The following is a 14,013-nucleotide window of genomic DNA, read 5'->3' as shown; positions in this document are numbered from 1 at the left end:
TTGTGCTGACCGAGCGGCCCCTTCGCGAGCAGGCTCGCTCCCACATTTGTACGGTGGTCTCCTGTGGGAGCTAGCCCGCTCGCGAAAGCTATCGAACCTGCCTGCACCGCCCAGTCAGCCCCGCCTGCAAACCTCAGCGAAAATCTGCGTAATCGGCCGATGCGGCTGGCGCTTGTGCATCCGCCGCACTTGTTCACTCAGTCGCAACAACTCTTCACTGGGCTTGGCCCATTGCTCTTTCGGCAGCGGCTCGGACCAGGCACGCATGACTTCCGGCAGCGCCTGCTTGCCGATTCTTTCCAGACGGCGCACTTCCCATTCGACCAAACGGTTGGGAATCGTCCATAAAGTCATGACGTGATACAGGTACCAAAAGAACCCCGACAGCCGCGAGCGGTGGCCTTCACGGATCTGCTGATGCATCCGCGCGCGGGCATTGCGGAAAGTGTGCAGGCCTTCGTGGGGCGGGTCGTCCGGGCCTTGCAGGTCTTGCAGGTCCTGAATCGATTTGAGGTCGTTGACTTCGTACTCCATGTAACCGCGAATCGCCTCCCAATGGCTGATCGCGAGCTCCAGGCCGGCGCATTGGAATTCAAGGCTGGTGAGGGTATCGCCGTGATGAAAACCGATGCCCATGCCATATTGACGATGGATGCCGAATTGGGTGGTGCCTTTGGCTTCGATGATCCACGCGGACAGCGATTCCCACGGGACAAAGACCGGCTCGATGGCGCCTTCGGGCATGAAGCACACTTCGCGGCGTTGGCGGTTAAAGCGGGTTGGAATGAGGGAGAGGCGTTTTTTGTGGAAGTGATGCCAGACGCCCAGGCCGATCAGTAGAATCAAAGGCTCGGTCAGTAAAGCGCTTTCATATCCTGCTTGGAATATACCCACTATTGATTCCCAAATGAGTGTTGGACCATAGCCGAATACGACACCCAGCATTCCCGTAATCAAGGGGAATATGAAAATGACCATAACCGCTAAACTGACCGGCCCCCCCAACGTCATTTGCCACATAAAAACTTGCGGCTGGCCTAATCCGAAGTCCATGTAAACATCATTGAGCTCACCGATATGTGAACCATAAGGGGGCATCGGTGTGGGCAGTGGCAACGGTGCGAGATAGGTGATCTTTCCGCTTGGGAACGGCTCTACATCGCCCGCTTTTCTGATCACCTCACTTTGCGCATCAACAAGAGGCTCATTGTGATTATTCAGCATGGTCGGCCCATTCGAGATATTGAGTTTCTACCAGCAGAACCATCGGGTTTTCCTTGACCGACCCGGGAGCAACAATTGAGAAATGGCCGCCACCCCGAGGGTCTCCCACTTTGGCCAAGATCAACCGAAACATCCGCATCCAACGCGGTCCCCTGTGGGAGCGAGCCTGCTCGCGAAGGCGCTCAAACAGGCAAAAAACCTCCCCTCCTCTGGTCACAAAACTGCTCTGCATCAGTCCACAGCCCGCCTGCAAACCTCAGCAAAAATCTGTGTAATCGGCCGATGCGGCTGGCGCTTGTGCATCCGCCGCACTTGTTCACCCAGTCGCAACAACTCTTCACTGGGCTTGGCCCATTGCTCTTTCGGCAGCGGCTCGGACCAGGCGCGCATGACTTCCGGCAGCGCCTGCTTGCCGATTCTTTCGAGTCGGCGCACTTCCCATTCGACCAAACGGTTTGGAATCGTCCATAAAGTCATGACGTGATACAGGTACCAAAAGAACCCCGACAGCCGCGAGCGGCGGCCTTCACGAATCTGCTGGTGCATCCGCGCGCGGGCGTTACGGAAAGTGTGCAGGCCTTCGTAGGGCGGGTCGTCCGGGCCTTGCAGATCCTGCAAATCCTGAATTGATTTGAGGTCGTTGACTTCGTACTCCATGTAACCGCGAATCGCCTCCCAATGGCTGATCGCGAGCTCCAGGCCGGCGCATTGGAATTCCTGGCTTATGAGGGTTTCACCTTGGTAGAAACCGATGCCCATGCCGTATTGGCGATGGATCCCGAACTGGGTGGCGCCCTTGGCTTCGATGATCCAGGCGCTGAGCGACTCCCACGGGACAAAGACCGGCTCGGTGGCGCCTTCGGGCATGAAGCAGACTTCGCGGCGTTGACGGTTGAAGCGGGTTGGGATGAGGGAGAGACGTTTTTTGTGGACGTGGAGCCAGACGCTTAGACAGATAAGCAAGATCAAGGGGCTGCTGATTAATTCATTTTCCAATGCCACTTCGAATAAACCAACCATTGACTCCCAAATCGCCTCGTTTCCATAGCCAAATAGAATTCCTAGCAAGCCCGTGAACAAAGGAAATAAAACGAGAACTATAAAAGTGCCTGCGGTCGTTCCGCCGATAATTAGCTGCCATGGGAATACCTCCAGTGAGCCGAGACCAAAGTCCATGTATCCGTCATTGAACGCTCCAATATGAGGTCCGTAAGGCGGCATCGCTGTAGGTAAGGGCAATGGTGCGAGATAGGTAATCTTCCCGGTTGGGAACGGCTCAATATCGCCCGCTTTTTTTACCCTCTCATATTCCGAACTGGAAAGAGGATTACTACGATTATTCAGCATGGTCAGCCCATTCGAGGTATTGAGTTTCTACCAGCAAAACCGGAGGGTTTTCTTTAACCGAGCCGGGAGTTACTACAGCAAAATGACCGCTATCCCGAGGGTCAATATGAATTACGCGCGTTCTTGACTCCGCCCCGCCTTTGCCATTGACGGTCTGTATACATATGGCAAGTTCGAGCGTTTCCTTTGCAGGCGTGTAGTCAGAATCAGGACGGATGGGGTAGTGAAGACAAAGCACCAAACCATCTGGCGATGACTTCACGATTCGCAGACTGCTCAATATCTCCTCACTGATGACTTCCTTGCGCACTTGCGGCACACCGCGACCATGCAGCGGTGCAACAAGTCGATGGGCACCGATTCCCAAGCGTTGACTCGGTTTACCGTTTAACGGCGGCAGAAGATCATTTAGCGTCAGCCTCGGCAGAACCAAATGAATATCACTGGGTTTGGCGCCAAATAATAAAGTCTTCAGCCAGGTATCACTGGGATCAGGTCCTGATTGGGCGTAAGGAGCGTGTATCAAAAACGCCAGATAATTTTGATAGTCATCCAGGGAGTGGTCACCGCGCATCTCTTCATCACGGCTCCAAGGCGTAATTTTCAACCACTTATCGTGGGCAGAGAGGTTGTAACGATTGAACAGCCAAGTACCGACGAACTCCAGCACGGTGAACAACGCACCGGCGAGATTAAAGCGAAAAAATACAGTAGAAAGACGTGTGCCAGCGGCAGCCCACGCCGCTGCGCGTGCCGAACTGTTCAGTGCAGTCAACACTTTAAAAGAAGCGTGAAAGGTGTTGCTCGCTCCATATCCGTTAGCTGCAACCATTCCTGCAGCGCCCAACGTTGCCAGCGCAGCCGCGCTTTGCTCAGATGGAGTGCCACTGCGGATCGCGTCTTGCCATTTTCGATCTTGGTTTCCGAGGCTGGTGATAGACGTTCTGAAACCAAAAATATAAGTAAAGAAGCCCAAACCAACATGCAACTTACCTATTTGCACACGAACCTGTTGCAGCGCTTCCAGCTGCAAACTGGCAATAAGGCTGGATCTTCGAGCCCTTAACGCTGTATCAGCAAGCCCCTGTGCAGCGGTAAAACCCGCCGCGCCTGTCGCGGCAAGGGCCGCGGAAAACTCCGCCCGTTTCTTCCTGTCCCTCGTCTGCTTCATCACCTCTCGATAAGCCCCCACCAAATTCACCACCTGCACCAACACCACCAACAACCCCATCCCCTCCGTCCGCACCAGACTCGCCTTCGAAACCCCCGCCACCCCCGCGCGAATATTCTCCAGCAACCCACGCAATTCCCCGTGCTGCGCCGGCGGAAACACCACCGTCAATCCCGCTTTCGCCGGGGTGGCGCCGTACAGCCGTGCCGAGCGATCCGGCAGTTCGTCAATCGGGCTCAACGCCGCCGCGAGGCGGCCTTCGAACAGCGCCAATTGCGTGCGCACGCGGACGATTTCTTCCTGCAATTCCATCGCCCGGGCGGTTTTGTGGCCTTGGCGGTTTTTATTGTGGGTGAGCTGGTTGCGTTCGCGGTTGAGGGTTTTCAGGTAGTCGCGTTCGCGCAGCACTTCCTTGATCGTGGCTTGCAGCGCCGCTTGTTCCGCCGGGGTGGATACGGTGAAGGTCACGCCGCTGGTTCGCGCGGCGTCGAAGACGCGCAGGCGCAGGGCTTTGGGCAGGCGCTGGAACAGTTCGTCGAGGTCGGGGATTTTCTCGCCGGCGAGATCAAAGCCTTCCAGCGCCCGGCTCAGGCCGAGGTTCAGCGCCGGGCTGTAGGTGTCTTGCACGGCATCGGCGAGGACGCGGCTGTGTGCCGGCAGATCGTCGAGGGCTGGAAGCTGTGGCTGCTCGATGCTCTGCAATTTGGCCAGCCAGTCCGGCAGGTTGTTGAACATCGCCATGCCGGCGTTGAACAGCGTTGAATATTGCCCGGCCTGTTCGGTCTGCAAGCGCAGCGGCAAGGTGTAGAACAGCGGGCGGGTCAGTTGCGGGTGCTGCTCGAGGTAACCGAGCATTTGCTCATTGGCCGCGTCGCTACGGCCGATGTCCTTGAGGCAGGCGTATTCGCTGGCGAGCGCCTGATCGATCTGCGCTTGGCCGTCGAAATACCACGCCGAGCGATGGAAACGCCCGGCGCACAGCAGTTGCGCGCGATCGGCGGTGATGCGTTCGAGCAGGCGATTCCAGCGTCCGAGGTTGTCGCGATGACTGTTCAGCACCTCATCCATGGCCGGGCGGTCGATCAGGTCGTTGATGCCGCGTTTGCCGCTGAGCAATGGGCCGTCGAGCACGTCTTTCATGCGTCGGCTCTGATCCTTGCCGAGGTCGACCAGTGTGTTCAGGTGGCGCTCGACGAAGTCGGCCGGGGCGACTTCAGCAAAATATTCGCGGGTGTAAAAGCGTCGGTCCGCCTCGGCGGTGACGCGAGCGTGCGCGGTGAAATCAGGGGCGACGCCATCAAAGCGGTTCAGCGCCAATGACTCGTCTAAAGCCTTTTCGCGCTGTTGCTGCAGTTCAGGTCGAGCCTGGGTATCGGTCGGGACAACCTCACCACCCTTGTTCAAATAGTCGAGCAGCGCCTGCCGGGTATTTTCCCGATCCGGTTCGGGCAATTGCTCCAGCTCAGCGAACAATGCCTGGGCGCGCGGATCGTCGCTGGCCTTGGCCAGGGTGTCGAAATCCTGAGCGCCCAACTGGCTCAGCGACTCGATGTAACTGGCCAGCAGGTAGTCGCGCTCGTTGTTGTCGGTGTTGCTCCACTGCTCGATCCAGCCGACTACCAGGTCCTGATAATCGGCCAGGTCGCGCATCACCCCAAGGTCGTCGTTGACCAGCAGAAACAGCGTGTCGTCCTGATAAGGTCCGCGCACCCGACCAAGAAATTCGCCGATATGCGCCTCGCGAAAACGTCGCGGGTTTTCCCACAGATAAGGTTCGCGTTCGTGCTCCGGCGCATCGCTGACCTGCACCGCCGGCATCCGCGTGGCGTCTGCCTCGGCCAGCGGTTTCGCTGTGCAGGCCACTTCCGCCAGCCACTGTTTGGCCTGGGCCACGGTAAGCAGATGCTCGCCGCCGATCAGACAATGCACCGGGCCGAGATCGACGGCCTGCATGAAGTGCTCGCGTTCCTGCGCGCTGTCCAGCACCTGTCGGCATTTCGCCGCGCTCAACTGCACGTCGGCAAAGGTCACGTAAAGGGTGCTTTTGCGCGAAAAGATCAACGCCGGACGTTCTTCGATGGCGCTGCGCTGATCCTCGCTGACGCTTTTGCCGCGATGCAGCAATGCGCTGATGACCCCTTCCAGCACGCGGTATTCGTAGAGCTCACCGCTGAGGCTGTCGACGATGTACAGCCAACCGTCGCGCAGGCGGCGGATGCCCATGGGGCGCGTGGTCAGGGTGTACGGCAGCGTGAATTCGGTGCTGGGGTCGAAGGGTTTTTCCACCAGGCCGTACGCGAGGGGCAATAGTTGCACGTGGGTGTTGCGCAAGGGGCAGGCGGCGGGTGCACCAATGGGCGCTTTCGAGGCGGCTAACGCATCGAGGTTGGCGGGGTGGTTCATGATTGATGTCTCTCAGAGGCCCATCGAAAGGCTATTGCAGCGGCAATCGCAACGCGCTCGCCGGGGGATTGCAGCGAAGGTGTGTGCATCAGCTGATGGATCTGCGGATGCCGACTGCACGCTGCATCGTCCAGCCATGCCACCACGTTGGCGTACAGCAGAATCTCGGACGGGCTGCTCAAGGCAAGCTCGCTGGCATGGGCGTGGATGCGTTCCAGCAATTGCCAACGTTCAACTGCCGTGTCCCCGACATGAAAGTCAGGAAAGTGCTTGAGCAGGTGGGTATCGATGTCGAGCAACACTCGCCGCCGATCCACCCGATCCAGCGCGGCATCCTGCTCCGCACTCAACCGATACGGCGCCACCAGCGCCCCACCCTGCCCGTGCCGAGGTCGCTGACAGTGCCAGACTCCCCGCGCGCCATCCGCCGTGACCACGCACCCCAGCGGCCCGAACAGACTCGCATCGCCGCTGGCAAACAGCGCCTGCGCCACGGCGGCATCCGCCAGCCGCAACAACACCGGCGAGCCGACCGGCAACTCGACGATCAGCAACTGACGCAAGTGCGCGACGATTTCATGCGCCGGCGCGGCGCTGAACAACAGCACGCCCCATTCCTGTTGGGCGTACTGGCGATAAAACCGCGCCACCGGATCGTCGGCGTCAGCGAGCGCCACCAGCAGCGGCGAGATGTCACGCAGGGCCGAAAACGGTGGCTGGTCGTACAGCGCAAAAGCGTTGGCGGCGGGATCGAGCCTTCGCAGTTGCGCCGGTAAATCGGTGATCGTCGCACCATCGAGCAGCACAAACGCCTGCTGCTCAGCCCACGGCAAACCTTCAGGCCAATCCGTCAAAAGGCTCATGCCTGGGCTGCCTCGCAGATCAGGCAACGCGAGGTCCGCGTGGTCAGCAACGCATGCCGTTGCTGCACGGCATCGAACGTCGCCTTGAGCAACGGCGCGGCCCCCGGCAGCAAGGGTTCCGCTGGCAGACACACCGTCGGCGCCCCGCCCTGCACCACCGGCACACTGCTGAAAATGCCGGCGGCGCCGACCGTCAGCCAATGCCCGCCAGCAGCCAGAGTGATCTGCAGGCCGCTGTTGAAAACCACCTGCTCGCCCGCGCCGAAATGCAGCTGCTGCGCGGCACTGACGCGCTGGCTGGCGACCCGCACATGCTGCTCGCCCTGCACCCACAGATGATCGTCCTGCTTGAGTTCAGTCAGGCGATTGCCATGGGTCAGATGATGTTCTTCGTCGCGCAACTCAAGGCTGGAGACGCCGCCAATCACTTGGCTGTGCAGGTTGTCGATCTGCACACGCAAGTCGTTGAGCACGTGCTGCACCAAGTCGCGCTGCGCCCTGATGGAGATTTCTTCCGCGCCTTGCCGGTCCTCGATGCGCAGTTCGTTGTAACCACCGCCGCCGGGGCTGCTCTGGCTGCGCCAGATACTGCGCGTCTGTTGCGCCGGCAGGTCCAGTGGCACCGGGGTTTCGGCGTTGGGCAGGCAGGCGACCACATGCGGTTTGTCCGGATCACCATCGGTGAACCCCACCAGCACTTCCATACCGACGCGAGGAATCTGCACGCTGCCGTAGCGGTCATGTGCCCAGGCAGTGGCCACGCGCAGCCAGCAACTTGACTGTTCATCACGCTGGCCGTCGCGATCCCAGAGCATTTGCACTTTCACGCGGCCGTAGGCATCGCTGTAGATTTCTTCGCCGGGCGGGCCGGTCACCACCGCCAACTGACTGCCACTGACGCGCGGTTTGACATGCTTGAGCTGCGGGCGAAACACCACGTCCCACGGTGTCGCGACGAAATGGTTGCGATAGCCCTGACTGAAACCATCTGCGTCAGCCTGCTCGGTGAACGCTTCCTCGAGCACTTGCGGCTGTTTGCCGATGTGCTCGACCTCGGTCAGCAACCATAAATCGTTGCAGTCGGCGCGCGAGTAATCCGCCATGGACATGAAACTGCCGCCGCGCATCAGCGCCTGATTGCTGCGCCCGTTAGCCAGACGATAGTCGGCACCATGGCGCTCCAGCGCACGCTGGCTGAGGTGCTTGCCGCGCTCGCGGTGGGTGAACTGCCCGGGAAACTCATAATCTTCCAGCAGCGGAACCCGCGCTGCACTGACCTTGGCGTCCAACTGCACTGCGGGCTTTTCGAAGTGATAATCGCGGCGCTCGACGATGTTGGAGCGTGGCTCCAGGCGCACAGTGAACTGGTCGATAACCGGCGCATCGGCAACCAGGCCGTTGCCCTGCAAATAGCGCGTCGTCACGTCGTGTTTGAGGAACGCCGTTTGATCGTCGCCGAACACCAACAGGTGCGCCTCACGGCGGTGGCGGAAGTGAAAGTGCAAGCCCTCCTCTTCGCACAGCCTCTGGATGAAGTGCAGATCGGATTCCTGATATTGCACGCAATACACTCGCGCCGGGTACTCGGCGCTGAGCTGAAAATGCCAGGCATCGGCCTGCATGCCGTGATCGCTCAACACATTGGCGATGATCTGCGGCACGCTCAGGTTCTGGAAAATCCGCTGATTGCGCCGATGCGCGAGGTAGGCAAGGTGTGGCGCCAGGGTGATCTGGTAACGGCTCAGCCGAACACCGCAATCACCCTGACCGACCCGATAGACCAGCCCGTGCATGCCGCTACCGTCGGCACCGAAACAGAGAAAGGCCGGCCGATGCAGCAAGCCTTCCAGATCCACATCGGACCGCTCGCTGACCAGCTCGAGATCCAGTTCATAGGTCTGGTTGAGCACTTCCCGGGTGCGAAAACCGAACACTTGAAGATCGTGGGCAACGCCTTCTATCTCGAGAGTGAAAACAACGGGCCTGCCAGCGATGCGCATCCACCTGTCCCTGTGTCTGATTGAAAGACGGGACTGTGCAACGGTGCACTGCAATGGGTGAAGTCAGAGGTTTCCCTGTTTTGCCGGTCTGCGAGCGAAAAGGACGTGGCCCACAGAGAAACGCCCTGGATCCTACGGAAATGATCCCGAATCCTATGCCTTTCCCCTGTGGGAGCGAGCCTGCTCGCGAAAACGGTGTGTCAGTCGCCGACGGTTTAACTGATCTACCGTCATCGCGAGCAGGCTCGCTCCCACAGGGATTTGCGTGAATCAGGGCAGCAAGATGATCTTGTCGCCACCACCTTGATTGACCTCTGCATAGCGCGCCGGCCCTTCAGACAGCGGCACCTCCACCAAGCCCTGCGGCAGCGGCAAGCGATCCTCATCGAAGAAGCGCCCGAACTGCTCGAGCATCGCCGCGCACGCCTCAACGCCGTACAACAACGAGTTGATCCCGACCACCGAGCCGCCCTTGCGATACAGCGCCAGCGCCGGCAATTGCACGTGGCCGTCGACCGGCGCGGCGATGATGGCGATGCGGCCGAAGGTCGCCAGTGCCGCCACCGAGGCGGGCAGCCAGAAACCGGTGGTGTCGAAGATCACATCGGCGCCGCCGCGATACACCGCATTGACCTGGGCACCGAGGTCTTCAGGCTTATCCAGTTGAATCGTCTGATAGCCCTGCTTCTGCAGATCCGCGACCTGCTCGGGCCGGCGCGCCGCCGCCAGCAATTGCGCGCCGCGCACTTTTGCCAGGGCCAAAGCCGCAGTTGCCACTGCCCCGCCGCCGATCACCAGCAAACGCGTATCGGCGCTGACCAGGCTGCGTTCCAGCGCATCCCACGCCGTGGTGTACGGCACGCCAAGGCTGGCCGCCTGAGCGAAACTCAAATGCGCCGGTTTGTGCGCCACGCCACGGGCCGGCAATTTGACGAATTGCGCATGTGCGCCGTCGGCGAAGAAGCCCAGCTCGCGCCCGGTACCCCAGACTTCCTGACCGATCAACGCTTGCGGCCCCTCGACCACCACCCCGGCAAAATCCCGCCCCGGAACCCGTGGCAGTGTGGTGTAGGGAAAACGCCCGAGGACGTTTTTCACATCGCTGGGATTGAGCCCGGCAGCCTTGATCTGCACCAGCACTTCATCGGCGCCGGGCACCGGGGTCGGAACGTCGACGAAACGCAGGGAAGACAGGTCGCCGGTCTGATCGAATTGCAACGCTTTCATGGGCACATCCACCGAAAAGAAAAAGGAAATTCAGGACACCCAGCCAGCGACCAGTTGCCGGCCCAACGGCCACAACTGCTCACCGGCCAACATGCCGAGCAGACCGACCAGCGCGATGGCCGGTGGGGCGGGAGAACGGAAATCGAGCGCGCCGTAGAGCAGGCCGACGCCCAGGCCGATGGCCAGAGAAATGAGGTAGTTCATGAAAGGAACTCCGCCGCGATAAGTGATGGGCAGAGTCTAGGGAAACGGGCGGAGCGGTATCGGCCAAGGACTTCTGAATTTCGGACAAACCTTCTGCAGCCGCCATAGAACCGTGTGGGAGCGAGCCTGCTCGCGAATGCGGTCTTCCAGTCAGCACTTCATTGCCTGGTGCAAAGCTTTCGCGAGCAGGCTCGCTCCCACATGGATCTGTTCAAGTTGCCGAGAATTGCGAAGGCGCTACGCCAAGTTCCCGGCGAAACATGTCGCTGAAACTGCTCGGTGAATAACCCAGTTCGCGAGCAATGACGCTCACCGCCACGCCTTGAATCAACGCCGCCACCGCCGTCGCCAACTGCACCTGCCGTCGCCATTCGGCGAAGCCCATGCCGAGGCTGTCCTTGAACAACCGCGCCAGGGTGCGCACGCTGGCCCCGGCGTTCTGCGCATGCTGCTCGAACGGGATCTCCAGCGACGGCGCGGCCATCACCGCCTGACACAGATTCATCAGACGCCGGTCGGACTCGTCCGGCAGTGGAATCTTCAACTGCGAACGCCTGGCCCGGCGCAGTTCCAGCAATGCCAGCCCGACCAGTGCATCGTAATACTCAGCCTCGCCGTCATCGCCCTGCGCCACCAGTCCGACGATCAACTCGCGCAGCAGACCACCGACTTCGATCACCTGCACCGTCGCATCCAGCGTCGCCGCCAGCGCCGGGCGCAGGTAGATATTGCGCATCTGCAAATCCGACACCACCCGAATCCCGTGCGGCACCCCCGGCGGCAACCACACCGCCCGCTGCGGCGGCACCACCAGCGCTTCGTGCGGGGTTTCGACCCACATCACCCCGCTCATCGCATACAGCAACTGCCCCCAGACATGCTCGTGCGGCTCGATGAACAAACCACGCGGATAGGTTCGCGCCAGCGGTTGCACGGGCACATCGGTGTCGGTCAGATCAGGGGGCGCGGCGAGGGCCATGGCGAGCGTTCACAGGGGGTTGGCGAAGCCGCCATGGTAACCAGCACGCCGCGCCCTCGCCAACGATAGATACCGTCGGACAATCCGAATGAATTTTCCCGGCACAGCGCGATCCGTTTAATACCACAGGGAGGAATTCGGGCTTTATGAACAACGCAAAACTTTACGTCATCGACTACACACTGCATGGCACCCCCAAGTCGTTCATTATCCGCTCGGACAAAATGGACAACGCCGAAGCCTGGCATTGGGCAAGCTGCGACGCGGGCGTGGGTCGCATCCCGCGCTTCGGCCGCGAGAAAGTGCAAAAGACCAGCAAACCGATGGCAGAAAAATTCGGCCTGGAAAACGTCACCTGGCGCCAGACCAACTGACCCCACCGCCTCCACCGCAGGCTTGGCAATCGACAGGGGGAATCGACCGATGACCGACACTTATCACACGGCCCGACTGGACTACGGCCTGACCACCTTCTTCGGCCAGATCACCAAAACGGTGAATTGCGCAGTCGCACTGGAAACGGTCGCGGATGACCCTTATCGCTTCACCTTGTGCGTCCAGGCACCGGTACCGGAAGACCTCCACCAAGCCAAGGTTGTGGTGATCAAGGTCGAAGGGCGAACCTTGCAAGGCACGGTGAGGCACTTTGAGCGACAGGAAGACGACAGTCTGAAAATGGAAGTGGAGCCTGATTAGGCTCCACTTTTTTTTGCCGCGCTTATTTCGGATGAGCGCAACCGCAACCCTTCATCGCACATTCTTCACCGTGTTTGTGGTGATGAGCGCAAGCCTCGCAGCAATAGTGTTTACCGTGTACAGCGTAGGAATGTTCGCCTTCTTTGATCGTGCAGTTGCAGCCCGGGCAGTCGCATTTTTTATCGGACATGGGACAGACTCCTTGCGTGGTGGTTGTCTGAGGCTTGAGTGGTAAGCCGTAAGGGACAGTGTAGAAGGTGGTGTTGCAGGCTGACCAACTGTTGAGAGATTGGGCGACGCAGAGATGGCTTTCGCGAGCAGGCTCGCTCCCACCAGAACGACATCGCGCTGCACAGACCTGCACATGACATCAAAAGCCCCTCACCCTAGCCCTCTCCCAAAGGGAGAGGGGACTGATTGGGGAGTGCTTCAAAAGTACACCGACCTGATCGTGCGTCACCGAATCCATAATCGATAAGGTCTTTCAGTTCGCTGTATAACGCGAAACAACTCGGTCGGCTCCCTCTCCCTCGGGAGAGGGCTGGGGTGAGGGGGCGAATCCCGGCACAAAACCAAAGCCAGACACCACCCGCTCCTAACCACTCAACACAATGAGCGCAAGCTCGAGTACCGCCCTTGATCTTGCCGTGCCGGCCCCATCGGCAGGCTGAGTGGAGGGATCGGTCCCGGAGCGAAGAAACCCCGAGCCCCAGCGAGCGGGCCGAACGCCGGGGCCAAGCCTTTTGGTTACTTTTTGGCGTCTGAAAAAGTGACCCGCTGTAAGAGCGGAACCGTAATCAGCAACACCCGCAGCAACGGATATGTACACAGTCAAACAAATAAAATCACTGCGCCTGCCGCGAACTCCGATACATAAACACCAAAGCCACCGCCAGACACACCATCGCCAACATCCGACTCGCAGACAAGCCGATCGCCGGATTCCCCAACCAGCCAAAATTGTCGATCAACATCCCCATCCCCAACTGCCCGACAATCACCGCCACCGTCGCCACAGCCGTCCCGACCACCGGCACCGCACCCACCATCACCATCATGTACACCACGCCGAACAGCGCCCCGGTCAACTGCCACTTCGGCACCTCAAGCAGACTCACCGCCTGCGCCGGCTCGAAAAACAGAATCAACAACCCGGTCACCACCGCGCCCACCGCAAAGGTCAGCAAACTGCTACGCAGCACCCCCACCGTTTCACCCAGACGCCCATTGATCGCGGCCTGCACACTCAACACCGCACCGGCCAATACCACCACCACCAACAAAATCACCAGACCCATCACTCACCCCCGCGCAATCAGAACCAAAGCCACCACAATCAAGCCCAACGCCAGCCAGCGCTCGCCGTTGACCTTCTTGCGCGTCGCGCCGAACCAGCCGAAATGGTCGATCAGCACACTCTTGCCGACCTGACCGGACAAAATCGCGATCATCGTCATGGCAATGCCGATATGCGGCGTCGCCAGCGTCAACACCACCACGTAGATCGGCCCGAGAAAACCGCCGATCAACTGCCAGCGCGGCAACTGGGTCAGCGCCGGACCTTTCTGTGGGCCGGCGAACAGCAAGAGCAAAAACAGAATTGCCGAACCCACACCGAAGATGCTCAACGTCGCCCATAAATGCCCGACCTGCTCACCCAGCGGCCCGAGCAATCCGGCTTCTACCGACAAGCCCATGCCAGCGAGAATCACCAGCGGCAGCAACAGCAGACGCAACACCGATTTTTTCACCGGTGCAGCAACCACCCCTTCAGCCAACGTCTGCATACATAACCTTCCACGCTCAAAAACAATGGCGCGGATTATCGGCTGGTGCCGCTGTGCGATAAATGGGAGCATCCGGACAACACTTTTGCGCAACACGCACAGCGAGACATGG

The 14,013-nt window shown here is 59.9% G+C and carries 13 protein-coding genes; 2 read left to right on the top strand and 11 right to left on the bottom strand.

Annotation, left to right across the window (positions count from 1 at the left end):
* Nucleotides 1–114: 114 nt before the first annotated feature.
* From AB4N48_RS07080 to AB4N48_RS07045, 8 genes are all read right to left on the bottom strand, one after another.
* A complete protein-coding gene (locus AB4N48_RS07080; RefSeq protein ID WP_460095033.1) occupies nt 115–1,224 on the bottom strand; it encodes a hypothetical protein in 1,110 nt (369 codons plus the stop codon).
* Nucleotides 1,225–1,455: 231 nt separating this feature from the next.
* Nucleotides 1,456–2,571, bottom strand: a complete 1,116-nt coding sequence (locus AB4N48_RS07075) for a hypothetical protein (RefSeq protein ID WP_460095032.1) — start codon at nt 2,569–2,571, stop codon at nt 1,456–1,458.
* Nucleotides 2,561–6,145, bottom strand: a complete 3,585-nt coding sequence (locus tag AB4N48_RS07070; RefSeq protein ID WP_460095031.1) for a toxin VasX — start codon at nt 6,143–6,145, stop codon at nt 2,561–2,563. The genes AB4N48_RS07075 and AB4N48_RS07070 overlap by 11 nt, the downstream gene beginning before the upstream one ends.
* Complete coding sequence (locus AB4N48_RS07065) at nt 6,142–7,008, bottom strand: DUF4123 domain-containing protein (protein WP_460095029.1); 867 nt, start codon at nt 7,006–7,008, stop codon at nt 6,142–6,144. Before AB4N48_RS07065 ends, AB4N48_RS07070 begins: the two co-directional genes overlap by 4 nt.
* The gene (gene tssI, locus AB4N48_RS07060; protein ID WP_460095028.1) at nt 7,005–9,008 is read right to left on the bottom strand and encodes a type VI secretion system tip protein TssI/VgrG; all 2,004 of its coding nucleotides are present in this window, start codon (nt 9,006–9,008) and stop codon (nt 7,005–7,007) included. Before tssI ends, AB4N48_RS07065 begins: the two co-directional genes overlap by 4 nt.
* Before the next feature lie 270 nt (nt 9,009–9,278).
* The gene (locus AB4N48_RS07055) at nt 9,279–10,235 is read right to left on the bottom strand and encodes a quinone oxidoreductase family protein (protein ID WP_460095026.1); all 957 of its coding nucleotides are present in this window, start codon (nt 10,233–10,235) and stop codon (nt 9,279–9,281) included.
* A gap of 30 nt (nt 10,236–10,265) precedes the next feature.
* Nucleotides 10,266–10,439, bottom strand: a complete 174-nt coding sequence (locus AB4N48_RS07050) for a DUF1427 family protein (RefSeq protein ID WP_081932387.1) — start codon at nt 10,437–10,439, stop codon at nt 10,266–10,268.
* 211 nt (nt 10,440–10,650) lie between these two features.
* Nucleotides 10,651–11,418, bottom strand: a complete 768-nt coding sequence (locus tag AB4N48_RS07045; protein ID WP_150634876.1) for an AraC family transcriptional regulator — start codon at nt 11,416–11,418, stop codon at nt 10,651–10,653.
* Nucleotides 11,419–11,564: 146 nt separating this feature from the next.
* Here AB4N48_RS07045 and AB4N48_RS07040 point away from each other — a divergent pair, with 146 nt between their 5' ends.
* Entirely contained in the window at nt 11,565–11,792 is a 228-nt protein-coding gene (locus AB4N48_RS07040) for a DUF6555 family protein (RefSeq protein WP_016775403.1), read from the top strand.
* A gap of 49 nt (nt 11,793–11,841) precedes the next feature.
* On the top strand, nt 11,842–12,114 hold the full coding sequence (locus AB4N48_RS07035; RefSeq protein WP_460095025.1) for a hypothetical protein: 273 nt from the start codon (nt 11,842–11,844) through the stop codon (nt 12,112–12,114).
* Nucleotides 12,115–12,136: 22 nt separating this feature from the next.
* Here the strand turns inward: AB4N48_RS07035 and AB4N48_RS07030 are convergent, their stop codons facing one another.
* The 3 genes from AB4N48_RS07030 to AB4N48_RS07020 all read right to left on the bottom strand — a co-directional run bounded on the left by AB4N48_RS07030 (nt 12,137) and on the right by AB4N48_RS07020 (nt 13,901).
* Nucleotides 12,137–12,304 carry a metallothionein gene (locus AB4N48_RS07030; RefSeq protein ID WP_016775405.1) on the bottom strand — a complete coding sequence of 56 codons (168 nt, stop codon included), beginning with the start codon at nt 12,302–12,304 and terminating at the stop codon, nt 12,137–12,139.
* A 655-nt stretch (nt 12,305–12,959) separates the two neighbouring features.
* The gene (locus AB4N48_RS07025) at nt 12,960–13,412 is read right to left on the bottom strand and encodes a DMT family transporter (protein ID WP_460095023.1); all 453 of its coding nucleotides are present in this window, start codon (nt 13,410–13,412) and stop codon (nt 12,960–12,962) included.
* A gap of 3 nt (nt 13,413–13,415) precedes the next feature.
* Entirely contained in the window at nt 13,416–13,901 is a 486-nt protein-coding gene (locus tag AB4N48_RS07020) for a DMT family transporter (RefSeq protein WP_460095022.1), read from the bottom strand.
* Between the last annotated feature and the right edge of the window lie 112 nt (nt 13,902–14,013).

The sequence above is a fragment of the Pseudomonas sp. S2_C11 genome, assembly GCF_054668395.1.
This window is presented reverse-complemented; position numbering and strand designations above follow the sequence as displayed.